We start from the raw sequence: 22,033 nt of genomic DNA, 5'->3' as shown, positions 1-22,033 counted from the left end.
GAAATGAATCGCTCCAAGGTTTTTGCGGTGGCCGTGTCGGCCATCGCCGGCGCGCTCCTGTGGGGGAACGGAGCGTCGACGACCGACGTGCAGGCGGCGCAGACGCAACTGTCCACCGTGCCCGTCGCGGGCACGGGGCAGGCCGTGCCCAAGCCGAACGTGATGCTGCTGATGGACACCTCGCGGTCCATGGCTTTCACGCACATGCCCGACGAGCTGGAGTTTCCCGGCGGCGATCCGAGCTACGAGATGCCCATCGGCTATCGCAGCGCGCAGTGCAACGCGCTGTATTACGACCCGGCCAAGGTGTACGAGGTGCCGCGCGGCGCCGACGGCTACTACCTGGTGAACCCACCGACCAATGTCGACTTCGGGGCTGCACGCTACGACTTCTATTCGTCCGGCACGGCCACCACCAACCTGGCCACCAGCTTCAGGGCCTACGACCGCAACACGCGCCAGCTGCAGGTTGCCAATGACGCCGAAGACCCGGCGCAGGCCGCGTACTACTACACGTACGAAGGCACGCAAACCCTGAGGTACGACGCCGCGCCCTGCACCGACATGGAGAGCGTGCGCTTCTCGGGCGTCAACCTGACCCAATCGAATGTCACGGCCAACACCACGGGTGGCCTGTGGCGCCGCAAGCTGGTCACCTCCGGCTCGGGCACCGGCGCGGCCGGGGCCGACGAACGCCGAAATTTCGCGATCTGGTACACCTTCTATCGCACCCGCATGGCGATGGTGAAGAGCAGCATCAGCCTTGCGTTCAACCCGATCAACGACGGCTTCCGCGTCGGCCTGGTCAGCATGAGCCCGCTGCGCGATTCGAGCAATGCCGACAGCGGCGTGAACCCCACCAAGTACCTGGCGATCGACGACTTCAACGACACGCAAAAGGCCGCGTGGTACGCCAAGCTGTACGGACAGACGCCCGATGGCTCGTCGCCGGCGCGCGAAGGCCTAGCCCGGGTGGGCCGCCACTATGCCGGCCGCACCGACGGCATCAACGCCGAGATGACGCCCGACCCGGTGCGCTACACCTGCCAGCAGAACTTCACCATCATGACCACGGACGGTTACTGGAACACCGCGCAGGAAACGCGCGGTCCAGTGGGCGTCGACGGGGTTACGCGCGTGGGCAACCAGGACGGCAACCTCACCTCCAAGACGATCCTGGACCGCTTCGATCCGCTGTTGTATACGCATCGACCCATCTGGGACGGCACCACGACCGGCAGCCGCACGGACACGACGACGTCGTCGATGAACCGCTACATGCCTTGCGACAGCGGCGAGTTCTTCCGCACGATCTCGGTGGTGTCGCGTGCTACCTCGCAACCGACGCAGCGCACCCAGTCGCTGACGAAGGCCACCGAGCAGATCTACGCTTCGACCGTGCAGACCAGCCGCTCCACGACGCAGGACCGGAAGACGACGAGCACGCAAACGCGCGAGAGCCTGCAGAACCTGGCCAGCACACAGCAGCAGACCCGCTCGACGCGCCAGGAACTGCTCACCCGCACGTGGTGGGGCCAGGGCACGCGCAAGGTCTACAAGAGCACTCTGCAGAATCTGCAGACGTCTTCCTACACGCTGAAGTCGCAGACCCAGACCCAGACGCGCACGCGCACGCAGACCCTCACGCAAACGCGCCAGTGGTACACGCAGCAGACGACGACCAAGTCGACGTCGCAGGCCCTGCAGACGAAGAGCCAGATGCAGCAGACCGTCACCACGACGCAGACGTACACGATTCAGCCGTTGCAGAAAACGGTACAACCGTTCCAGCAAACCACGCAGTACCTTCAGTCGACCACGCAGACGCTGGCGTACAACGGCGCGACCGAAACGACGACCCCCGTGCAGTCTTGCACCAGCGCCGGCAATATTTCTTGCCTGACCCTCAGGACGGGCCCGACGCCTGTCGCATCGTGCACTGCGCAGCCGGCTTCCGCCAGCAACAACTGGGTGGCGACGACCTGCACGACGCAGCAGTCCGCTGTGACCGCCGTTCAAAGCTGCACGCCGCAATCGGCCAACTCCGGCAACAACTACGTCAGCGTCGATTGCTCGCGCTCACGAGACACCGGCTTTGTTCCAGCTGCGAGTTGCACCCCAGTGACCGCGAGCGCCAGCAACAGCTGGACGACGGTGAGCTGCTCGCAAAACCGGTCGCAGACGACGAATGTTGCTTCGTGCACCCCCGGTACCGACTCGACCTTTACCCAGACCTTCTGCGATTCCACCTCGATTCCGCCCGTCAAGACCTTCGTGACCGCGTGCACGCCCGGCACCAATCCGTCGACGAAGGCTGTCACCACGTGCGACCCCATCGTCAGTGGCCCTACGCCCGTGGCGAGTTGCACGGCGTCAGGACCGACCTCCGCCAACAACAACACCACGACCACCTGCCCGGCACCGAATACGACCACCACCAAGGTCGCCTCAAAGGCATCGTGCGTGTTCGCGTCGGCAAGCTCGAGCAACAACTTCACGTCCACTTCCTGCAATACCGTCCAGACGACCGCCAGGACCGCTGCAGCCAGTTGCAGCAACAGTGGTGGAAGCTCGCCCAACTTCACCGAAACCGTGTGCGAGACCCCGGTGGAGACCGTGACCCCGACCAAGAACGTTGACACTTGCAACGCGGTGACCCCGACGAGCGCGAACGGCTTCCTGCGGACTTCCTGCGGCGGCACCGCCTACACGGCCTGGACCACCGCGACGAGCTGCGTCGCGCAATCTCCGACTGCCCTCAACAACTTCCTCGAGCGCCAGTGCCAGCAGAGCTCGCCCCCCACCACGACGCGTGTCCAGGCGACCGCGTGCGTGGCAGGCACTGACAGTGCCGGCGTCGTCACCACCTGCACGCCCACGGTCGAGTCCAACGTGCCGGTGTCGTCCTGCGTCCCCAACGCGACCGGTGCGACGGTCGTCACGTGCACCACGGCCGTTACAGGCCCGACGCTGGTCGCCTCGTGCACGCCAGGCGGCGATGCCAGCACCAACTGGGTCATCACGAGCTGCAGCAACGTGGACACGCCCGAAGTCAACGTGGGCACATGCACGCCGGTGAATGCCGGCCCCGGCAACGGCAACACCGCCACCTTCTGCAACCAGCACACCGAAACGGTGCCGACCCCGCCGGGCTCCTGCGCGGCCCAGACTGGCAACGCCGGCAACAACTGGGTGACGATCTCCTGCCCGGCCGCGGTCACGACCGGGCCTACCGGGGTACTGCTGAACAGTTGTACGCCCGTGCCCGCCAGCCTGGCGAACGCCTGGACGGCGACGACCTGCGCGATGAATGGCCCGACGACGCCCGCGCCGGTGGCCAGCTGCACGCCCGGCACGTCGGCCAACTTCACCATCACGACGTGCTCGACCAACAACACGCCGGTGACCAACGTGGTTCCCGGAACCTGCTCGGCGCAACAGCCGACGCAAGCCAACGGCTACATGACGATCAACTGCGTGTCCGCGAGCCCGGTTGTCGGCGTGGCTGCCGGCACTTGCGTGGCCCAGGCGCCGACCTCGGACAATGGCTTCAAGCAGATCAGCTGCAACACGGTCACGACGGGGCCGACCTTCGTCGCGCAAGGCACCTGCACGCCTGGCACGAGCGGCAACTTCACCACGACCAGCTGCAACACCGTGAACACAGGCCCGGCCCTGGTCGCCGCGTGCACGGACGGCGTGGACGCCAACTTCAAGGTCACCAGCTGCTCGGTCAACACCTCGCAGCCGCAGCAACTGGCACCAGGCACGGCCTGCACCAGCGAAGCACCAACGAGCGCCAACAACTTCACGCGCACCACCTGCACCGCCACCGATACGACGGTGGGCGTGGCCTCGGGAGCATGCGTGCCCTCGCCGCGCGGCGTGTTGCCCGTTGTGAGCTGCGCCACGGTAACGACCAGCCCGACGCCTGTGGCGGCGTGCACGCCCGGCACGGATTCCAGCTTCCTCACCACCACCTGCAGCGCGAACACGCAGGGGCCGGACCGCGTGACGAGTTGCTCGCCGGTCGAACCGACCGCCAGCAACGGATATACCTCCACCACCTGCGTGTCCATTCCCGGCACCAAGGTGCAGAGCCGCACGCAGACCATCACCGCCACCTATGACGTGAGCGGTGGCACGGCCATCGATTCCAGCGTGCGCAACAAGACGACGGAGGAAACGGACTGGGCGGACGTGGGCAATGTCTGCTACGCCAGCCCCGCCTCGCCGCCGGTGGTCGATGTGTCCGGCGCCTGGGGCGGGACGACGACGACCAAGGGCACCGTGACCGGCAGCGGCATCCAGGGCAGCGTCGACTCCCTCGCCGACGTGGCGCAGTACTACTACATCACCGACCTGCGCCCCGGCATGTCGAACGACATTCCGCGCCTGGGCGAAGGCATCGAGGACGACCGCGCACCGTGGCAGCACATGACGACCTTCGTCGTGGGCCTGGGCGTCTCGGGCAATCTGAGCTACCAGGAGAACTACAAGAGCGCGACCACGGGCGACTTCTCGAAAATTCGCAGCTACGAAAACACGCCACCGGTCAACTGGCCGATCTGGCCGAACGGCACGAACCTGTCGCAGCTGCAATACAACGACCCGCGCTCCATCGACGATTTCTGGCACACGGCGGTGAATGGCCGCGGCAAGTACTTCAGCGCGCGCGATCCCCAGTCGGTGGTCGACGGGCTGAAGGAAGCGCTCTCGGGCATCAAGGCGCAAGCCGGTGCCGGCGCGGGTGCATCGGTTTCCAGCCTCACGCCGACCGCGGGTGACAACATCGCCTACACCGGCAGCTTCACCACGCTGGACTGGACCGGCGAATTGCTGGCGCAAGAGGTGGACCTCACGACCGGCAACCTGTCGACGACGGTGAAATGGTCCGGGCGCGGGCTGCTGGACGCCAAGGTGAGCGATGAGTGCGACAACCGGAAAATCTACGCACGCGATCCGGCGACCAACAACCTGGTCGACTTCACCTGGAATACCAGCGCCTGCGACACCACGAGCGGCCTGCCCACCGGCAGCGCCTCGACCGGGTTGACCACCGCCATGAAGGCGGCGTTCACCAGCACCGCCATCACCACCGGCCTGAGCCAGTATCCGTTCATGAGCGACGGCAGCTCCGGCACCATCGACCAGCGCAGCGTTACCACTGGCGCGAACCTGGTGAACTACTTGCGTGGCCAGCGCAAGCGGGAAGGCTACGTCTCCAACACCGCCAAGCTCTACCGGACCCGGGCGCACGTGCTGGGCGACATCGTCAACTCGCAGCCTGCCTACGTGAAGGCCCCCAGCCAGTTCTTCCAGGACGCCGACTACGACGCGTTCAAGACCGCGAACAAGGCGCGTACCCCCATGGTGTACGTGGGCGCCAACGACGGCATGCTGCATGCCTTCTACGCGCCGGCCAGCTCCACCGACTCGAACTACGCCAACGCCGGGCAGGAAGCGTGGGCCTTCGTTCCGCAAGTGGTAATGCCCAACATGTGGACGCTGGCCGATATGAACTATGCCGACAAGCACCAGTTCTTCGTCGACGGTTCGCCGATCGCAGGCGACGTGCGCACCGGCGGCCAATGGCGCACGATGGTCGTCGCCGGCCTGGGCCATGGCGGCAACGGCTATTACGCGCTGGACGTCACCAATCCGACGGCGCCCCGTGCGATGTGGGAGTTCAACATGAGCACCGCCTGCGCGACCAATCCGGTCGGCGCGACCTCGGATTGCAACGTGGGGCTGACCTACGGACGCCCGATCATCACCAAGCTGCGCAACGGCACCTGGGTGGTGCTGGTCACTTCGGGCTACAACAACTCGGTCAGCGGCGATGGCCGCGGCTACCTCTACGTGCTCGACGCCGGCACCGGCGCGATCATCCAGCGCATCGCCACCTCGTCGGGGAGCAAGGACACGCCGAGCGGCCTGCGAGAGATCAACATCTTCGTGAACAACTACGCGTTGAACAACACGGCCGAGCGCGCCTACGGTGCCGACTTGCTGGGCAACATCTGGCGCTTCGACATCAACAACGTGCTCGATCCGGCTGGTTTCGAAGCGGCGCTGCTCGCGACGGCGAAGGACAAGAGCGGCAATCCGCAGCCGATCACCACGCGACCGCAACTGGCCGAGGTCAGTGGCACCACCATGGTGTTGACTGCCACCGGGCGGATGCTGTCGACGGACGACCTGACCGATACCAGCGCGCAGACCGTCTACGCGATGCAGGATCCGCTGACGAATGTGGATCCGTCGGTTTACTCCAACCTGAGAACCGAGCTGAGGGGCCTGCAACTGGTACAGACCGGCTCGGGCAGCACGGCGACGCGCACGGTCCAGTGCGCGGCCACCGGCGACGGTGCCTGCACGCAGACCAAGGGTTGGTACATCGACCTGCCCGACACCGGCGAGCGCGTGAACGTGGACATGCAAAGCGTGCTCGGCACCCTGGTGTTCGCGTCCAACGTGCCGAGCAATACGATGTGCTCGGGCGGTGGCTACAGCTGGCTGAACTATGTCGACCTCATCACAGGCCTGCCGGTCAGCTCCAGCGAGAACCGGGTGACCTCGGTGCCGTTCTTCGGCAATTCCGTGGTGGTGGGCCTTGGCATCCTCGGACTGCCGAACGGCACGTTCCGGGCCCTGGGACGCGATGCGTCGGGTGTTCCCCTGTCGATGGGCATCCCGGTCGGCAGCCCGCCGCCGCAAGGCAAGCGGGTCAGCTGGCGCGAGCTGGTGCGTTGAGTTTGCTCCCGGCGCCGCGCCGGTCCCTGTCCGCCGCGGTGCTGGGGTCGGTCGTGTTGCACGCGGCGCTGCTGTATGCGGCATGGCCGCGGCCGCCGGTGGCGTCGCAGTCGAAGGTGCAGGTGATAGAAGCGCGCTTGCTGCCGATGCCTGCCGAGCCGGCCACGATGCCGGTCAGCGCGCCGCCCCCGCCGCCGGACCTGCCTGCGCCCGAGCCGGAGGCAGAGCCACAGCCTGTGAAAGAGCACAGCGAACCGAGCCCTCGGTTGCCCGCTCGCGAGGCGGCTGCTGCGCCGGTGCCCGAAGCACCGACACCGACACCGACACCGACACAACCGGCAAGGAGCACACCTGCCGAGTCACCTGCCGCTGCTGCCGTCGAATCGACGCCCCAGTCCGCACCCATGCAACCCGAGGTCGGCGTGGTCGCGTCTGCGAGCGCTGCCGCAGCCTACCTGCCCGCCTCCGAACTCGATCCGCCGCCGCGCCCGCTCACCGAGATCCGCCTGGCGTATCCGCCGAGCGCCGGCATGCGCACGGGCGAAGTGGTGTTGGAGCTGTTGATCGGCAGCAGCGGTGCCGTGGAGAACGTCAAGGTCATCGAGGCGACGCCGCCCGGGATGTTCGAGGCCTCGGCCATCGGTGCCTTCGTCAGCACGCGTTTTTCGCCGGGCATGCGTGCCGGTGTGCCTACGGCGGCGCGCATGCGGGTGGCGGTGCAGTTCAGCGCCACAGGCATGGCGGTTTCCGGAGCGGAAACGCCGCTGCAGGCCCCGCCCTCACGTTGAAACTCAGAACTTCTTGAAGCAACCGGGCGCGCCCAGTTCCTTGAGCTGCGCGCAGGGCATCACACGCGTGGTGTTGGCCTGGTCGTCGTAGAAGACGATGCCGAAGTCGGCGTTCTTGCCGCTGCACCGCACGTTCCATACCGCCGCCTTGTCCAGCAGCCCCTGGAAGAACACGCGCTGCACGGCGGGGCACTGTGCACCACTTTGCTGAACCAGCGTGGAGATGAAGTTGCGACGTCCGTTCTCGGACATCGCATCGACCTTGTCGCTGAGCGTGTTGGCGAAAGCGGCATGGGAGAGGAGAGCAAAGAGGCTTGCCGCGAATAGAGACTTCTGCATTTCAGGCCCTGGCAGGAAAAACTTCCGGATCATACAAACGAACGCCGGTTTCTCGGCTCGCCGATCGAGCCGCTCGCGTTGTTGCTGGTGAAGCCTTGGACGCCTGTTCGGCGCGGCGCTGCACAATTCCGCCAATGCCCTTCTCCAGCGCGGCGCTGATCGCCCTTCCTTTCCTGGCGCCGTGGGTGGCCGGCCCGTCCGTCAATGTCTGGCAGCTGCTTTGCACCTGGGCTTGCATCGCGTTCCTGCTCTGCGCGGGCGACGCCAGAGGCAAGGTGCCCAGCCGCCGCGTGCTGTGCTGGCTCTTGCTCTGCGCAATTTGCATCGCGGCATTCCGCGGCGAGGCGGGCTACTGGCTCCCCGCCTGCGTCGTGATGGTGACCGTCGCATTGGCAGCCATGGTGGGCGCGCGCATGCCGAGCGCCGCTCAAGGGCAAGGGCGAGGGGGCGCCGCCCTGGCCTGGGGCATCCTCGCCGCGGGCCTCCTCAGCGCCGTCCTCGGCCTCCTCCAGTACTACGGCCTCGCCGACCCCCTCGTCCCCTGGACCACCTCTCCCGCCCTGGGCCAGGCCTACGGCAACCTGCGCCAGCGCAACCAGTTCGCCACGCTGATCAGCATGGCCTGGGTCGCGGCGCTGTGGCTCTACGCCACCAATCCATCGCTACGCACGCGACGCGCCCTGGTCGCCGCGGCGCTGCTGCTCTTGGTCGCCGCGGCCGCCTCGACCTCGCGCACGGGCCTGCTGCAGTTGCTGTCGATCGTCGGCGTGGCCAGCTTCATCGCCAGGCGGGAGCGCCAGGGCTGGCGCACGCAGGCAGGCGCCGCCTCACACCTGCGCCTGCCCTCGCCGCTGCTCCTGCTGTCGATCATTCCGCTCTATTTCCTGGTCGCCTGGACGCTGCCCCAACTGGTCCAATTGATGGCCGGCGGCAGCGGCGCCGGCGTCGAAAGCATGCTCCAGCGCCTGCAGACCGGCGCGCCCGACGACCACGGCCGGCTGATCCTCTGGCACAACGTGCTCACGCTGATCGGCGAGCGCCCCTGGACCGGCTGGGGCTGGGGCGAGCTCAGCTTTGCGCACTACAGCACCCAGTACCCCGGCGCGCGCTTCGTCGAGATCCTGGACAACGCGCACAACCTGCCGCTGCACCTGGCCGTGGAGCTGGGCGTTCCCGCCGCGGTGCTGATCTGCGGCGGCTTCCTGTGGCTGGTGCTGGCCGCGCGGCCCTGGCGCGAGCGCGACCCGACCCGGCTCATGGCCTGGGGCATGCTGGGCGCGATCGTGCTGCACAGCCTGCTCGAATATCCGCTCTGGTACGGGCCGTTCCAGCTGGTCTTGGGGCTGTGCCTGGGTGTGCTGTGGCCGGGCAAGGCCGGCGTGGCGGTGCGGCCGGCGCTGTCCTCGCTGGCCGCGGGCGTGCTGTTGCTGGTGGTCGCGTGCGCCAGCTGGGACTACGTTCGCGTGAGCCAGATCTACCTGCCGCGCGACGAACGGCTTCCGGCCTACGAGGACGACACGCTCGCCAAGGTGCGCGGAACCTGGTTGTTTGCCCGCCAGGCCGAATTCGCGGAGCTGACGCTGACCACCGTCACGCGCGCCAACGCGGCCGAGATGCATGCGATGGCGCTGCGGGTGATCCACTTCTCGCCGGAGCCGCGGGTCATCGTCAAGCTGATCGAAAGTGCCGAGATGCTCGGCCTCGAGGACGAGGCCAGGGCGCAGGCGGCGCGCTTCAGCGATGCGTTTCCGAAGGAGTTCGCACACTGGCTGAAAGGCGCACCGGCAAGGCCCGCGGAAGCGTCCGCGCCGTAGCCGCAGGGCGCTACGCGGCGGGGCCCACCGTCCAGCTGCCCGATTTGCCCCCGTGCTTTTCCAGCACATGCACGTCGGTGATCCGCATCCCCCGGTCGACCGCCTTGCACATGTCGTAGATGGTCAGGAGCGCCACCTGCACGGCGGTGAGCGCCTCCATTTCCACGCCGGTCGGCCCCACGGTCTCGACGGTGGCCGTGCACGCCACCTGCGGCGTGTTGCCCGCGTCGGCCAGCGCGAACGCCACCGCCACGCGGGTGAGCGCCAGCGGGTGGCACAGGGGAATCAGGTCGCTGGTCTTCTTGGCGGCCTGGATGCCGGCAATGCGCGCAATGCCGAGCACGTCGCCCTTCTTGGCGGTGCCCGACTCGATCAGCGCCAGCGTGGCGGCCTGCATCTCGATGCGCCCGGTGGCCACGGCCACGCGGTGGGTGGCGGGCTTGCCGGCGACGTCGACCATGTGGGCCTGCCCCTGTGCGTCGAAATGGGTGAGAGTGCTCATGGCGGACAAGTGGCGGACAAGTGACGGACAAGTGGCCGAAAAAGTGCCGTACGGCTTGCGTACGGGGGTGGTTGAACGATCGGTTCGAAGGTGCATCATACGAGCCCGAGCCACTGACGAGGAATGCCGCGCTTGACTCCCGAACGCCCCCGAAAACGCCAGCCGGCGACCGCGCTGCGGCCGCTGTGCACGGCCTTCCTGATCGCTTCGCAGGCGCTGCTGCCCGCCCCTGCGCTGGCGCAGATGCAACAGATCCAGCAGGTGCTGCCCGGCATGGGCGACGGCGGCGAAATGACGGCCAGCGCCGAACGCCACCTGGGCGACCAGATTGCCCGCGAGCTGTACCGCGACACCGACTACATCGACGACCCGGTCATCGCGGCCTACGTGCAGGAGATCTGGCAGCGCCTGCTGGCCGCCGCGCGCACCCGCGGCGAGCTCACGCCCGAGCTCGACGAGCGCTTTGCCTGGACCATCCTGCTGGGGCGCGACCGCAACATCAACGCCTTCGCGCTGCCCGGCGGCTACCTGGGGCTGAACCTGGGGCTGGTCGCCACGGTGGGCAGCCGCGACGAGCTGGCCACGGTGCTGGGCCACGAGCTCTCGCACGTCACGCAGCGCCACATCTCCCGCATGATGGACAAGCAGGGCAAGCAGATGCCGCTGATGATCGCGGGGCTCATCCTCGGGATGATCGCCGCCGGCCGAAGCCGCAGCGGCGACGCCGGGCAGGCCGTGATGATGGGCAGCCAGGCGATGTTCGCGCAGAACCAGCTGAACTTCTCGCGCGACATGGAGCGCGAGGCCGACCGCATCGGCTTCGGCGTGATGACGCAGGCGGGCTTTGCGCCGCAGGGCGCCGCCGCCATGTTCGAGAAGCTGCAGTACGCCTCGCGCCTGAACGACAACGGCTCGTTTCCCTACCTGCGCAGCCACCCCCTGACCACCGAGCGCATCTCCGACATGCAGGGCCGCTTCCAGTTCCGCATGGACACCGTGCCGCCGCTGCCGCTGGCCATGGACCACGCCATGATCGCCTCGCGCGCCCGCGTGCTGACGCGCCCCGGCGTCGATGTGCTTCGCCAGTGGATCGACGCGGCCAACAGCGGCGAGTTCGCGAAAAGCTCCCCCGCCCAGCAGGCCGGCACGCTGTACGCGGCCGCGCTGTCGGCCAAGGAAATGCGCGAGTACAAGACCGCCCGCGCGATGGCCGAACGCCTGACGGCGCGCACGGCCGAGAACCCCGCCGCGGCGAAGCAGGCGCGCTGGCTCGGCGCGGAGATCGAGCTGGCCGCGGGCGCGGCGCCCAAGGCGGCCGCGCTGCTGGACCCCAAGTCGAAGGAGCGCCCGGAGATGCTGTTGGCCGCCGAAGCCGCGACCGCCATGCACCAGCCCGCTCCGATGATTCCGGTGCTGCGCGACTGGGTGGCCGCCACGCCGCGCGATGCCACCGTGTGGCGCGCGCTGGGCAACCTTTATGGCGCCGAAGGCGACACGCTGCGCGCGGTGCGTGCCGATGCGGAAGCCAACGTCGCCATCCTCGACTACCCGGCCGCGCGCGACCGCTTCAAGGCCGCGCAGGAACTGGTGCGGCAGTCGAAGGTGGTCGACCACTACGAGGCGTCGATCATCGACACGCGCGCGCGGGCGGTGGAGGCGTTGGTGAAGGAGCAGGCGGCGGAGCCGCCTCTCAAATGAGCGCTGCGGCGGAGCCGCCGCTTCAAGTAGACAGAGCGGCTCAGCGCTTGGACAGCAGCCCGCCCACCGCGGATTCGATCACCAGCCCCAGCAGCGAATACAGCAGCGAGCCGATCAGCGCGGCCACGAAGCCGTTGACGTGGAAGCCGCCCAGCAGCCCCGACGCGGCCCAGAACAGCAGCGCGTTGATCACGAACAGGAACAGCCCGAGCGTGACGATGGTGACGGGCAGTGTCAGCACCACCAGCACCGGCCGCACGATCATGTTGAGCAGGCCGATGACCGCGGCCGCGATCAGCGCGGAGCCGAAGCTGTTGACCTGGACACCGCTGTAGAGATAAGCCACCGCCAGCAGCGCGACGGCGCTGAGCAGCCATTTGATGATGATGCGCATGCGGCGCAGGATACCGCAGGGCCTGAAAAACAACGAGCCCCGGTGCGTTGCCGCACCGGGGCTCGTCGAGGGTTAACTTGCCGTGTTACTCGGCCAGCTCGTTCGCCAGCACCAGCAATGCACCCATGCCCATCACGGCGCCGGGAAAGGCCCAGCCCGTCTGGTGGGCCGGCTTCTGCTCGGGCGTGACCGGCTCCAGGTCGACACCGATCTTCGGGCGGCGCGCATCGACCACGTGCACCGCGGCGTGCTCGCGCTTGAGCTGCGCCGTGAGCTCGGTCAGCGGGCCCTTGGCCAGCACCGGGGTCACCTGGCCGCCGTTGCGCTCCAGCAGCGGCAGCATCTGCGCCTGCACCTTGCTGAACCACTTGGCGCGCCAGTTCTCGCGCGCGCTGTGGCTCACCCACTTGCTGATGCGATGCGTCATGCGCGGCGCGCAGGCCACGAGCACCCAATGGCGCGCCACGACGTTGTTCGCGTCCGGCGCAAGTTCGGCGAACTGCTCACTGGCGTAAGTGACGTCGTCGACATAAAGAATGATCTTTTCCATGGTGTGCTCCTTCAGGTAGTTAGAGTGACAGAGGCTCTGCGGGGCAGGAAGTTTCTCGAAAGGCCCTGCGGCTCAGTCGGCGGCCACGGCCGTGGCCGGCTTGTTGCGCGCATTGCGTGCGGCCGCCCACTTGCCCAGGGCCAGCACCAGCAGCGCACCGGCAATGCCGGCACCGTACTTGACGACGTCGGTCTGCGGCACCTTGGGCACCCAGGTCCAGGCGGCGGTGTTCGCCAGCGCGGGGTCGGACATGGCCATCGTGCCGGCGATCCAGCCCAGCAGCATGCCGCCCAGCGTGATGATCATCGGGAACTTGTCCATCAGCTTGATCACCAGCTGGCTGCCCCACACGATGATCGGGATGCTCACGAGCAGGCCGAAGATCACGAGCGGCATCTGGTGGCCTTCGCCCGCACCCTGTGCGGCGCCGGCGATGGCGATGACGTTGTCCACGCTCATCACCAGGTCGGCAATGATCACGGTCTTCACGGCACCCCACAGCTTGTCGCTGCCGGAGATGTTGCCGTGCGCGTCGTCGTGCTCGGGTGCCAGCAGCTTCATGCCGATCCACACCAGCAGGATGGCGCCGACCAGCTTCAGGAACGGAATGGCCAGCAGCGTGAGCGCGAAGAAGATCAGGATGACGCGCAGGATGATGGCGCCGGCGGTGCCCCAAAGAATGCCCTTGGTGCGTTGGTGCGCGGGCAGCTTGCGGCACGCCAGCGCAATGACGACGGCGTTGTCGCCGCCGAGCAGGATGTCGATCATGATGATCTGACCGACTGCGACCCAGAATTCCGGGGCCATGAACATTTCCATAAGTTCCTCTTTGTCTTCGCGCCCCTGTCTCTCCCTTCAGGGGTGACGACGGAAGGCGCATGCCGATGCGTTTCGATTCATCCTGCGCGGGGAGGATCGAAAGCGGGGGTGAAGACCGGGGGACCGGGAGCTTGCGAACGCTTCGACCAAACCTGCACAGGTTCAAATCGAAGGTCTTGCTCGACAGCGCGCGCGCGAGTGCACGTTCGTTGTCCGACAGGCCGGAAGTGTTTTGCTTCGTATTGACGACCTGGCGATTCGCGCTGCCGTAAACAGCGGTCGGGAGCTACTCCCCTTCGTGGGGCGGATTAAAGCATCGAAGCCCGCGCCGGCGCAATCGAAAGTTTTCAGGGGCTTGAAGAGAACTCTTTGGAAACGCCGATGAACAGTGGCTGTGTCGCTATTTTTTTCATAGCGATCTTGCCCCTTCGGCGCTTCGGGACTTTGCCGGACTATGATCGCCGTCCGCTGTTTTTTCACGTTCCATGGCCGCCATACACATCACCGACATCGAGGCCGCCATCAACCACTGGCGCGAGAAGACGCCCTCGCCCGACGGGGTCACGCTCGGCCCCGAATTGCGCGCGCTGGCGGAGGTGTACGCGCTCATGGTCTTCCATCACGAGGACGAGGTCGCCGAGGTCGGCTTTCCGCCCAGGGCCTGGGCCGCCTGGATGGCCTGGTACGAGAGCACGCCCGACACGCCCTGCATCGCGATCTGCTCCACCAGCCAGGGCGATGACGAGTGCAAGGGCTGCGGACGCAGCTTCGACGAGGTGCAGCTCTGGCCCGCCATGACCCCGGTCGAAAAGCGCGCCACGTGGCGCCGCATCACGATGGAAGACTCGGCCTGGCGCTTCAACCGCTACGCCGAACGGGCGCGCGAGACACGCGAAGAGGGCGCGTCGCCCGCTGCCGCCGAGCCCGAGTTCGACCCCGACGACGAAAAGAACTGGGCGCCCTGACGATGCGCCGCCTCGCGCAAGCGCCCAACCTCGCCATCGCGACCGTGTGGGCGCACGCCCTGCGCGAAGAGGGCGTGGCCGCCACGGTGCAGCGCGAGTTCCTCGGCGCGGTCATGGGCCAGTTGCCGCCCGACCAGTGCCTGCCCGAGATCTGGATCGACGACGAAACCCAGTTCGATCTGGCGCAGCGCCTGCTGCACGAGCTGCAACACCGCCCGCAGCGCAGCTGGCTGTGCGTGTGCGGCGAGCATGTCGAAGGCGGCTTCGAGCAGTGCTGGCAGTGCGGCGAGATGATGCCGGCGGCCTAGCGCCGGCAGCGCGGAGCTACTTCCAGCGCAGCAGCTCGACGTCGATGCTGTTCTTGCCGTCGCCCAGCGTCAGCGTGTTTTCCTGGATGGTCGCCTGCAGCTGCATGCTGCGTTGCGCGAGCGCGGCCAGTGCCTGCGAGGCCTCGGTCGGCACGCGGTAGACCTTCAGGTTCTGCGGCCGCGTGAGCTTGTTCTCGATGCCACGCCACCAGATCTCGGCCGCGTGGTTGAAGCAGTACACGATCACCTCGTCGGCCTTGCCGCAGGCCTTGATGATGGGCTTGTCTTCCGGCTGGCCGACCTCGATCCAGATCTTCACCTCGCCGGTGAAGTCGCGCAGCCACACGTCGGGCTCCTCGACGTTCGACAGGCCGGCGCCGAAGGCCAGCGTGCCGTCGCCGTGGCAGATGTCCTGCAGCTGGTGGGCATTGAGCGCGAGCGCGACGAGCCGGATCATCATCCGTTCGTCGGTCTCGCTGGGGTGGCGCGCCAGGGTCAGCGCGTGGTCGGCGTAGTAGCCGTGGTCGATGTCGGCCACCGCGAGGGTGGCCTTGAAGATGGTTGATTTGAGGGCCATGGGTGCGCGAGTGTATGCCTGCGCACCCCCGGCCTCAGAACGCCACCGACGCCTGCAGGTACACCGTGCGGGGCTGTCCCACGTACTTGCCGCCGTTGTTGTCCACCGAGCGGTTGAAGTAGCGGCGGTCGAACAGGTTCTTGACGCCCACGGCCAGCTTCAGGTTGCTCATGTTCTTGCCGAAGTCGTAGGCCGCGCGCAGGTTCATGGTGGCGTAGCCGGGGATGTTGCCCAGGCGGCCGGTGGCGTCCTCGATGGTCACGTAGCGCGCGCCGTCGTCCGGCGAGCCGGGCGAGCGCTGCTTCGACTGCGCGTAGATGTCGGCATTGAAGGTCCACGGCCCGCGCTCGTAGCGCGCGCCCAGCGACGCCACCTGGCGCGAGTAGAACGGCAGGTCGCGCCCCGCGAACACGCCGGCCTTGGAGGTGGCCTGCGTGTACGTGTAGGTGCCCGACACCGAGAAGCCCTTGAGCGAGTCGCTCAGCGTGCCCAGGTCGTAGCGCAGCGCCGACTCCAGCCCGCGGTGGCGCGTGGCGCCCAGGTCGGTCCACTGGCCGACGTCGCCGGTGATGGAGCGCGCCAGCTGCAGCTCCTTGTCGAAGTTGATGTTGAACAGCGTGAGCTCGCCGCTCCAGGCCTCGCCCTTGTAGTGCGTGCCGATCTCGTAGGTCTTGGCCTTCTCGGGGTGCAGGTTGGTGGTCGACTGCGCCAGCTGCGCGTACTGCTGCGGCCCGAAGGACACGCCCGCGTTCGCGAACAGCGACCAGCGCTCGTTCATGCGGTACATCACCGACAGCGTGGGCAGCCACTCGTCGGAGTCGATGGTCGGGGCGATCGCATTGGTGATGCGGTTGTTGACCAGCGTGTACACGTTGTTGAACGAGCTGATCGATTCATGGCGCACGCCGGGCGTGATCGTCCAGTTGCCGAAGTCGATGCGGTCGTCGATGTAGAACGCGTGCGCGGTCGTGCCGCCTTTGCTCTTCTGGTACGCGGGGTTGGCCAGGCCGTAGGCGTCGAAGCCCGCGCGCGGGCGGTAGTAGGCGCTGCGCGTGGCGGTTTCGGCGGCCTCTTCCTTCAGGTAGCGGTAGCCCACGCTCACCTCCTGCACCACGCTGCCCGAATCGATCAGGCGCGAGTAGCGCGGCTCGATGGCGAAGGTGTTGTAGTCGCGCGGGGCCGAGGTCAGGCGGCGCTGGCCGGCGCTGGTGCCGGTGCCTTCCTGCTCCAGGTGGCTGCCGCGAAACGAGTCGGTGTAGTAGGTGAGCATCTCGAACTTGTTCACGCCGTCGTTGTGCGTGTACTTGATCGAGCCGTCGGTGCGGCGCCCGGTGAATTCGTCGAAGGGCCGGTCCGACTGGAACGGGTTGGCCGCGAACTGCGCCGTGGTCAACCCGCCCGGCATGCGCCCGCTGCCCTCGAAGTGATGCAGCGACACCGCGATGTCGTCCGTCCTGGAGATGCGGTACGCGCCCTTGAGCATCAGGTCGTCGATGCTCACGTGGTCGTTGCTCTGGCGCCAGCCGTCGCCGTGCGTGCCGGAGTACAGCAGCGCCAGGCCCAGGCCGTTCTCGTTGGTGCCGCCGATGAACACGCTGGGCGTGGTCTTGGTGCCGCCGCCGTGGCTGGCGCTCTCGACGCCCACGCTGGCCTGCGCCGTGAATTGCGTGGGGATCGCGCGCGACACGAAGTTGATGATGCCGCCCACGTTCTGGGGTCCGAAGCGCACCGAGCCCGCGCCGCGCACCACGTCCACCGCTTCCAGGTTGCCCAGCGACAGCGGTGCCAGCGACAGCTGCGGCTGGCCGTAGGGCGCGTAGGCCATCGGCACGCCGTCCAGCAGGATGGTCGAGCGCGGCGACAGCCGCGAGGTGAGGCCGCGCACGCCCACGTTCAGCGAGATGTCGCTGCCGCCGGTGCCGTTGCTCTCCTGCACCTGCACGCCGGGCACCTGGCGCAGCACGTCGCGCACGCTGGCCGAGCCGCTTTCCTGGATCTGCTTGCGCTCGATGATGGTCCGCGCGCCGGCGTGCTCGAGCACCTTCGTCTCGCTGGGGCTGCCGAGCCAGTCGCCGGTGACGGTGATGGCGCCGAGCGATGCCGACGGCTCGGCCGCGGGCTCTGCCTCTGCGGCGTAGCCCTGCAGGCTCAGGGGCAGCAGCGCGAGGGCCAGGGCGGTGCGCTTGTGCCGGAGCCTGCGCTGGTTCGGCTGGTGGTTCGGGTGATGGTTCGGGTGATGGTGTTGGTGCGAGATCAAAGGAAACCCTCTTTTATGTTGTCGAATGCAGTTGTCGCGCGGCCAGCCGCCGCCGCTCGGCGCGCCGGCGCCACCAGAGCCACACGCCGCTCACGCCCAGCCCGCCGAGCGCCAGGCCCAGCAGCGCGGTGACGATTTCGTGCAGCACCCCGCCGAGCTCGCCGGTGTGCAGCGGAAACACCACCGCCACCATGCCGTTGCCGGTGTCCAGTTGCTGCCACTTGCGCACCGCCAGCACCTCGCCGGTCACGGGGTGGAGCCATGCCGAACTGATGCCGTTCGGGTGCGGGTCGTCCGGCAGGCGAAAGCGCACGCGCACCGGCCGGTCGGCCTTGCCCGGCACCAGCACGTAGCCGATCGGCTGGCCCGGAAACACCTGCTGCGCGCGCGCCACGAGCTCGTCCAGCGGCATGCGCGGGCCGTCGGCGGAGCCCTTGGGAATCGTGGGCGCCTTGACCGGCTGCTGCCCCAGCGCCGCGGAGATGTAGCCGCCCAGCGGCCGCCAGGCCATGTAGGCGCCCGTGGCCACCGACACCGCAATCAGCAGCCCGAGCACCGCGCCGCCGGTGCGGTGCAGGTCGAACAGCCCGCGCAGCAGGCCGCGGTTCAGCACGATGCGCAGCGACGGCGGCCAGCGCGCGGGCCACCACAGCACCAGGCCCGTCACCAGCAGCGACAGGTAGGACAGCGCCACGAACGCGAGGATGGCCTTGCCCGTGCTGTCGAGCAGCAGGCTGCTGTGGACCTTGTAGACGAAGGCGTAGACGCCCTGCTGGGTGCCGCGCCGGCCTTGCTCGGCGCCGGTGGCGGGGTCGAGGTAGAGCGTGCCGCTCCACTTGCCGCGCACCAGCACCCAGAGCGTTTCGTCAGGCGCGCGCGGCGGGCGCAGCGTGATGTTGGTGTCGGGGCCGAACTCGGCCACGATGCGCTGGCGCAGCGGCTCCAGCGGCAGCGCCGCCGCGGCCGCCACGGCATCACCGCTGCTGCGCGCGACGAAGAGTTCGGAATTCACCCTGCGGTCGATCGGCGAGCCCACCACCAACACCGCGCCCAGTAGCGCCACGAAGGCGAGCACCGGCCCGAGCGTGAGCCCGACCCAGCGGTGAATCTTGAGCCAGAGGCGTCTCAAAGGCGCGCGCATGACCAACGGGGACGGCGAGTCCCGAAAAGCAGGTTGTTGGCTGGCGCCCTGGACGGGCGTTGGCTGGGAACTGGAAGCTGAAAAAAGCCCGTGACCGACGTGAAACAGCCGCCCTCAGGCGGCTGGTGTATCGGTACACGAAGCCTTAGATTCTACTGGCGAGCTCCGCCGCCTTGCCCACGTAGCTGGCCGGCGTCATGGCCAGGAGGCGGGCTTTTTCCTCATCCGGGATCTCCAGCGAGCGAATGAGCCCGTGCAGCGCCTCGGCCGTCACGGTCTTGCCGCGCGTGACTTCCTTGAGCTGCTCGTACGCGCCCTGCACGCCGAAGCGACGCATCACGGTCTGGATGGGTTCGGCCAGCACTTCCCACGAGGCGTCGAGGTCTTCGGCCAGCGCTTCCTCGTTGAGCTCGAGCTTGCCCAGGCCGGTGGCCAGGCTGGCGTAGGCCAGCGTGGCGTAGCCGAAGGCCACGCCGATGTTGCGCAGCACCGTGCTGTCGGTCAGGTCGCGCTGCCAGCGGCTGATGGGGAGCTTTTCGCTCAGGTGGCGCAGCACCGCGTTGGCCAGGCCCAGGTTGCCTTCGGCGTTCTCGAAGTCGATCGGGTTGACCTTGTGCGGCATGGTCGACGAGCCGATCTCGCCCTTCTTCAGGCGCTGCTTGAAGTAACCGAGGCTCACGTAGCCCCAGATGTCGCGCGAGAAGTCGACCAGGATGGTGTTCGCGCGGGCCACCGCGTCGAACAGCTCGGCCATGTAGTCGTGCGGCTCGATCTGGATGCTGTACGGCTGGAAGCTCAGGCCCAGGCCCAGCGGCGCGGGCGTCTCGATGACCTTGCGGCTGAAGGCTTCCCAGTCGAAGTCGGGCCAGGCGGCCAGGTGGGCGTTGTAGTTGCCGACCGCGCCGTTCATCTTGCCCAGCAGCTGCACCGAGGCGATCTGCGCGCGGGCCTTCGACAGGCGCACCGCCACGTTGGCGATTTCCTTGCCCACGGTGGTGGGGCTGGCGGTCTGGCCGTGGGTGCGCGAGAGCATCGACACGTTGGCGAACTGGTGCGCCATTTCGCGCAGCTTGGCGATCAGGCCGTCGATGGCCGGCAGCACCACCTTCTCGCGCGCGGCCTGGATCTGCAGGGCGTGGCTGGTGTTGTTGATGTCTTCGCTGGTGCAGGCGAAGTGCACGAACTCGGCGGCGGCCAGCAGCTCCGGGCGGGCTTCGAACTTGGACTTGATCCAGTATTCGACGGCCTTCACGTCGTGGTTGGTGGTTTTTTCGATTTCCTTGATGGCCAGCGCGTCGGCCTCGGAAAAGTGGGCGACCAGGCCCAGCAGGTACTTGCGGGCGCCGCCCGTGAGGGGCTTGAATTCGGCGAAGCCGCAGTCGGACAGCGCAATGAACCACGCCACCTCGACTTGCACGCGCCGGTGCATATAGCCCTGCTCGCTCATCAGCGGACGCAACGCCGCGAGTTTGGCCGCATAGCGGCCGTCAAGGGGGGAGAGGGCGGAAACGGTGGAAAAGCTCATGCCCGAATTTTAGGCGGCTGCCGGTCCGTGGGGTGCTGCCTACACATGGGGTTCGATTTGAGGCTCTGGTTTTCCCGTTCACCTAAAATGACTATTAACAAACGTTTTCACGCTTAGGGAGAGAGCCTTCATGAAACTGATCGGATCCGCCGCCAGCCCTTATGTGCGCAAGGTGCGCGTGGTGCTGGCCGAAAAGCGGCTCGATTACCAGTTTGTCATCGAAGACGTCTGGGCTGCCGAGACCACCATTTCCAGCTCCAACCCGCTGGGCAAGGTGCCCTGCCTGATCATGGAAGGCGGCGAGGCGATGTTCGACTCCCGCGTGATCGTGGAATATCTCGACACGCTGTCTCCGGTAGGCAAGCTCATCCCGCAGCAGGGCCGCGAGCGCGCCGAGGTCAAGACCTGGGAGGCATTGGCCGACGGCGTGATGGACGCCGGCGTGCTCTGGCGGCTGGAAGCCACCTGGGCCGGGCGCAACGACGGCGAACGCAGCGCCGCCTGGATCGAGCGCCAGCGCACCAAGGTCGAGGACGGCGTGGCCGCCATGGCCAAGGGCCTGGCCGACAAGCCCTTCTGCAGCGGCATTCACCTGAGCCTGTCGGACATCGCCGTGGGCTGCACGCTGGGCTGGCTGAACCTGCGCTTCCCCGAGATCGACTGGCGCGCCGACTACAGCAACCTGGCGAAGCTGTACGACAAGCTGATGCTGCGGCCTAGCTTCATCGACACCAAGCCCTGAAGAACTCAGCAAGCTCCGGAAGCCCCGAAAAGTCGGAACCAAGGCGCCTCACGGCGCCTTCGTCGTTTCTAGAGCCCTGTGAACCGCGCCACCGCCGGAAAGTACAGCCGGTACGGCAACAGCCGCATCAACTTCATCCAGAAGGTGAACCGGCGCGGAAAGTGGATCTCGAAATGCCCCCGGCGCCAGCCCTCGAGCATGGCGTCGGCGGCCGCGGCGGGCGTGATCAGCGCGGGCATCCTGAAGTCGTTCTTCGCCGTGAGCGGGGTGTCGACGAAGCCCGGCTGCACCAGGCTCACGCCGATGCCGCGCGCGTGCAGGTCCACGTACAGCACCTCGGCCAGGTTGGCCAGTGCCGCCTTGGTGGGCCCGTAGGCCAGGCTCTTCGGCAGGCCGCGAAAGCCGGCCACGCTGCCGGTGATGGCGATGTGGCCCGCGTTGCGCGCCACGAAGTCGGGCAGCACGGCCGCCAGCACGTGCAGCGCGCCCACGTAGTTGACCTCCTGGTGCGCCAGCATCGTGTCGAGCGCGAAGGCGTCCGCGCGCAGGGCGTCGTACATGGCCGCGTTGTGCAGCACGAAGTCGACGCTGCCGGTGGCCGCGCGCAGGTGCGCGTGCGCGGTGGCCACGGCGGCGGCGTCGCGCACGTCCAGCGGCAGCACGATCACGCGCGGGGGCTGGCCGGCCTCGTTGTGCAGCGCCGCCAGTTCGTCGAGCGCCTCGCCGTTGCGCGCCGACACACCCACCCGCGCCCCGCGCGCGAGCAGCGCCAGCACCGTCGCGCGGCCGATGCCCGACGAGGCGCCCACGACCCACGCCGTCTTGCCCTGCCAGTCGGTCAGTGGTGGATTCATGGGC

At 67.6% G+C, this 22,033-nt stretch carries 17 protein-coding genes; 7 read left to right on the top strand and 10 right to left on the bottom strand.

Translation table 11 applies throughout. The features are described from left to right. Window positions 1–3: 3 nt before the first annotated feature. The gene (locus QTI51_RS30365; RefSeq protein WP_116910408.1) at window positions 4–6,756 is read left to right on the top strand and encodes a PilC/PilY family type IV pilus protein; all 6,753 of its coding nucleotides are present in this window, start codon (window positions 4–6) and stop codon (window positions 6,754–6,756) included. Between the two features lie 404 nt (window positions 6,757–7,160). Next, window positions 7,161–7,544 carry an energy transducer TonB gene (locus tag QTI51_RS30360; RefSeq protein WP_165840361.1) on the top strand — a complete coding sequence of 128 codons (384 nt, stop codon included), beginning with the start codon at window positions 7,161–7,163 and terminating at the stop codon, window positions 7,542–7,544. 3 nt (window positions 7,545–7,547) lie between these two features. Here QTI51_RS30360 and QTI51_RS30355 read toward each other — a convergent pair whose 3' ends face one another. Further along, window positions 7,548–7,883: a hypothetical protein gene (locus QTI51_RS30355; protein ID WP_116910406.1), complete on the bottom strand. Its 336-nt coding sequence runs from the start codon at window positions 7,881–7,883 to the stop codon at window positions 7,548–7,550. A 134-nt stretch (window positions 7,884–8,017) separates the two neighbouring features. Here QTI51_RS30355 and QTI51_RS30350 point away from each other — a divergent pair, with 134 nt between their 5' ends. After that, window positions 8,018–9,697: a PglL family O-oligosaccharyltransferase gene (locus QTI51_RS30350; RefSeq protein ID WP_286517109.1), complete on the top strand. Its 1,680-nt coding sequence runs from the start codon at window positions 8,018–8,020 to the stop codon at window positions 9,695–9,697. 10 nt (window positions 9,698–9,707) lie between these two features. Here the strand turns inward: QTI51_RS30350 and moaC are convergent, their stop codons facing one another. Beyond that, complete coding sequence (gene moaC / locus QTI51_RS30345) at window positions 9,708–10,199, bottom strand: cyclic pyranopterin monophosphate synthase MoaC (RefSeq protein ID WP_116910504.1); 492 nt, start codon at window positions 10,197–10,199, stop codon at window positions 9,708–9,710. A 123-nt stretch (window positions 10,200–10,322) separates the two neighbouring features. On the opposite strand from moaC, the gene QTI51_RS30340 reads away from it, so the two are divergent. After that, window positions 10,323–11,897 (top strand): M48 family metalloprotease, encoded by a 1,575-nt coding sequence (locus QTI51_RS30340; RefSeq protein WP_116910404.1) that lies wholly within the window; start codon window positions 10,323–10,325, stop codon window positions 11,895–11,897. 40 nt (window positions 11,898–11,937) lie between these two features. On the opposite strand, the gene QTI51_RS30335 is transcribed toward QTI51_RS30340, so the two are convergent. From QTI51_RS30335 to QTI51_RS30325, 3 genes are all read right to left on the bottom strand, one after another. Next, the gene (locus QTI51_RS30335; RefSeq protein WP_116910403.1) at window positions 11,938–12,291 is read right to left on the bottom strand and encodes a phage holin family protein; all 354 of its coding nucleotides are present in this window, start codon (window positions 12,289–12,291) and stop codon (window positions 11,938–11,940) included. 85 nt (window positions 12,292–12,376) lie between these two features. Continuing rightward, on the bottom strand, window positions 12,377–12,841 hold the full coding sequence (locus QTI51_RS30330; RefSeq protein WP_116910402.1) for a hypothetical protein: 465 nt from the start codon (window positions 12,839–12,841) through the stop codon (window positions 12,377–12,379). A gap of 72 nt (window positions 12,842–12,913) precedes the next feature. Continuing rightward, complete coding sequence (locus tag QTI51_RS30325) at window positions 12,914–13,660, bottom strand: TerC family protein (RefSeq protein WP_116910401.1); 747 nt, start codon at window positions 13,658–13,660, stop codon at window positions 12,914–12,916. A 485-nt stretch (window positions 13,661–14,145) separates the two neighbouring features. On the opposite strand from QTI51_RS30325, the gene QTI51_RS30320 reads away from it, so the two are divergent. Together QTI51_RS30320 and QTI51_RS30315 are read left to right on the top strand one after the other, a co-directional pair. After that, window positions 14,146–14,625 carry a DUF3717 domain-containing protein gene (locus QTI51_RS30320; protein ID WP_116910400.1) on the top strand — a complete coding sequence of 160 codons (480 nt, stop codon included), beginning with the start codon at window positions 14,146–14,148 and terminating at the stop codon, window positions 14,623–14,625. Window positions 14,626–14,627: 2 nt separating this feature from the next. Next, entirely contained in the window at window positions 14,628–14,933 is a 306-nt protein-coding gene (locus QTI51_RS30315) for a putative signal transducing protein (protein ID WP_116910399.1), read from the top strand. A 16-nt stretch (window positions 14,934–14,949) separates the two neighbouring features. On the opposite strand, the gene QTI51_RS30310 is transcribed toward QTI51_RS30315, so the two are convergent. The 4 genes from QTI51_RS30310 to purB form a co-directional block, all read right to left on the bottom strand. Then, window positions 14,950–15,510, bottom strand: coding sequence for a YaeQ family protein (locus tag QTI51_RS30310; protein ID WP_116910398.1), 561 nt, complete (start codon window positions 15,508–15,510; stop codon window positions 14,950–14,952). A gap of 34 nt (window positions 15,511–15,544) precedes the next feature. Continuing rightward, on the bottom strand, window positions 15,545–17,683 hold the full coding sequence (locus tag QTI51_RS30305) for a TonB-dependent siderophore receptor (RefSeq protein WP_207786721.1): 2,139 nt from the start codon (window positions 17,681–17,683) through the stop codon (window positions 15,545–15,547). A 97-nt stretch (window positions 17,684–17,780) separates the two neighbouring features. Beyond that, complete coding sequence (locus QTI51_RS30300) at window positions 17,781–18,908, bottom strand: PepSY-associated TM helix domain-containing protein (protein ID WP_116910397.1); 1,128 nt, start codon at window positions 18,906–18,908, stop codon at window positions 17,781–17,783. A 145-nt stretch (window positions 18,909–19,053) separates the two neighbouring features. After that, window positions 19,054–20,433 carry an adenylosuccinate lyase gene (purB, locus tag QTI51_RS30295; protein WP_116910396.1) on the bottom strand — a complete coding sequence of 460 codons (1,380 nt, stop codon included), beginning with the start codon at window positions 20,431–20,433 and terminating at the stop codon, window positions 19,054–19,056. 130 nt (window positions 20,434–20,563) lie between these two features. Between purB and QTI51_RS30290 the strand changes: the two genes are divergently transcribed. Continuing rightward, complete coding sequence (locus QTI51_RS30290) at window positions 20,564–21,175, top strand: glutathione S-transferase N-terminal domain-containing protein (protein WP_116910395.1); 612 nt, start codon at window positions 20,564–20,566, stop codon at window positions 21,173–21,175. Window positions 21,176–21,243: 68 nt separating this feature from the next. Here QTI51_RS30290 and QTI51_RS30285 read toward each other — a convergent pair whose 3' ends face one another. Beyond that, window positions 21,244–22,029, bottom strand: coding sequence for an SDR family NAD(P)-dependent oxidoreductase (locus QTI51_RS30285; protein ID WP_116910394.1), 786 nt, complete (start codon window positions 22,027–22,029; stop codon window positions 21,244–21,246). Between the last annotated feature and the right edge of the window lie 4 nt (window positions 22,030–22,033).

This window comes from Variovorax sp. J22G73, assembly GCF_030317035.1.
Taxonomy (GTDB): domain Bacteria; phylum Pseudomonadota; class Gammaproteobacteria; order Burkholderiales; family Burkholderiaceae_C; genus Variovorax.
This window is presented reverse-complemented; position numbering and strand designations above follow the sequence as displayed.

What these genes read in the sequence shown, in the direction of transcription:
- QTI51_RS30365 (WP_116910408.1), top strand. Translation starts at nt 4, where the DNA reads ATGAATCGCTCCAAGGTTTTTGCGGTGGCCGTGTCGGCCATCGCCGGC.
- QTI51_RS30360 (WP_165840361.1), top strand. Translation starts at nt 7,161, where the DNA reads ATGCAACCCGAGGTCGGCGTGGTCGCGTCTGCGAGCGCTGCCGCAGCC.
- QTI51_RS30355 (WP_116910406.1), bottom strand. Translation starts at nt 7,883, where the DNA reads ATGCAGAAGTCTCTATTCGCGGCAAGCCTCTTTGCTCTCCTCTCCCAT.
- QTI51_RS30350 (WP_286517109.1), top strand. Translation starts at nt 8,018, where the DNA reads ATGCCCTTCTCCAGCGCGGCGCTGATCGCCCTTCCTTTCCTGGCGCCG.
- moaC (WP_116910504.1), bottom strand. Translation starts at nt 10,199, where the DNA reads ATGAGCACTCTCACCCATTTCGACGCACAGGGGCAGGCCCACATGGTC.
- QTI51_RS30340 (WP_116910404.1), top strand. Translation starts at nt 10,323, where the DNA reads ATGCCGCGCTTGACTCCCGAACGCCCCCGAAAACGCCAGCCGGCGACC.
- QTI51_RS30335 (WP_116910403.1), bottom strand. Translation starts at nt 12,291, where the DNA reads ATGCGCATCATCATCAAATGGCTGCTCAGCGCCGTCGCGCTGCTGGCG.
- QTI51_RS30330 (WP_116910402.1), bottom strand. Translation starts at nt 12,841, where the DNA reads ATGGAAAAGATCATTCTTTATGTCGACGACGTCACTTACGCCAGTGAG.
- QTI51_RS30325 (WP_116910401.1), bottom strand. Translation starts at nt 13,660, where the DNA reads ATGGAAATGTTCATGGCCCCGGAATTCTGGGTCGCAGTCGGTCAGATC.
- QTI51_RS30320 (WP_116910400.1), top strand. Translation starts at nt 14,146, where the DNA reads ATGGCCGCCATACACATCACCGACATCGAGGCCGCCATCAACCACTGG.
- QTI51_RS30315 (WP_116910399.1), top strand. Translation starts at nt 14,628, where the DNA reads ATGCGCCGCCTCGCGCAAGCGCCCAACCTCGCCATCGCGACCGTGTGG.
- QTI51_RS30310 (WP_116910398.1), bottom strand. Translation starts at nt 15,510, where the DNA reads ATGGCCCTCAAATCAACCATCTTCAAGGCCACCCTCGCGGTGGCCGAC.
- QTI51_RS30300 (WP_116910397.1), bottom strand. Translation starts at nt 18,908, where the DNA reads ATGCGCGCGCCTTTGAGACGCCTCTGGCTCAAGATTCACCGCTGGGTC.
- purB (WP_116910396.1), bottom strand. Translation starts at nt 20,433, where the DNA reads ATGAGCTTTTCCACCGTTTCCGCCCTCTCCCCCCTTGACGGCCGCTAT.
- QTI51_RS30290 (WP_116910395.1), top strand. Translation starts at nt 20,564, where the DNA reads ATGAAACTGATCGGATCCGCCGCCAGCCCTTATGTGCGCAAGGTGCGC.
- QTI51_RS30285 (WP_116910394.1), bottom strand. Translation starts at nt 22,029, where the DNA reads ATGAATCCACCACTGACCGACTGGCAGGGCAAGACGGCGTGGGTCGTG.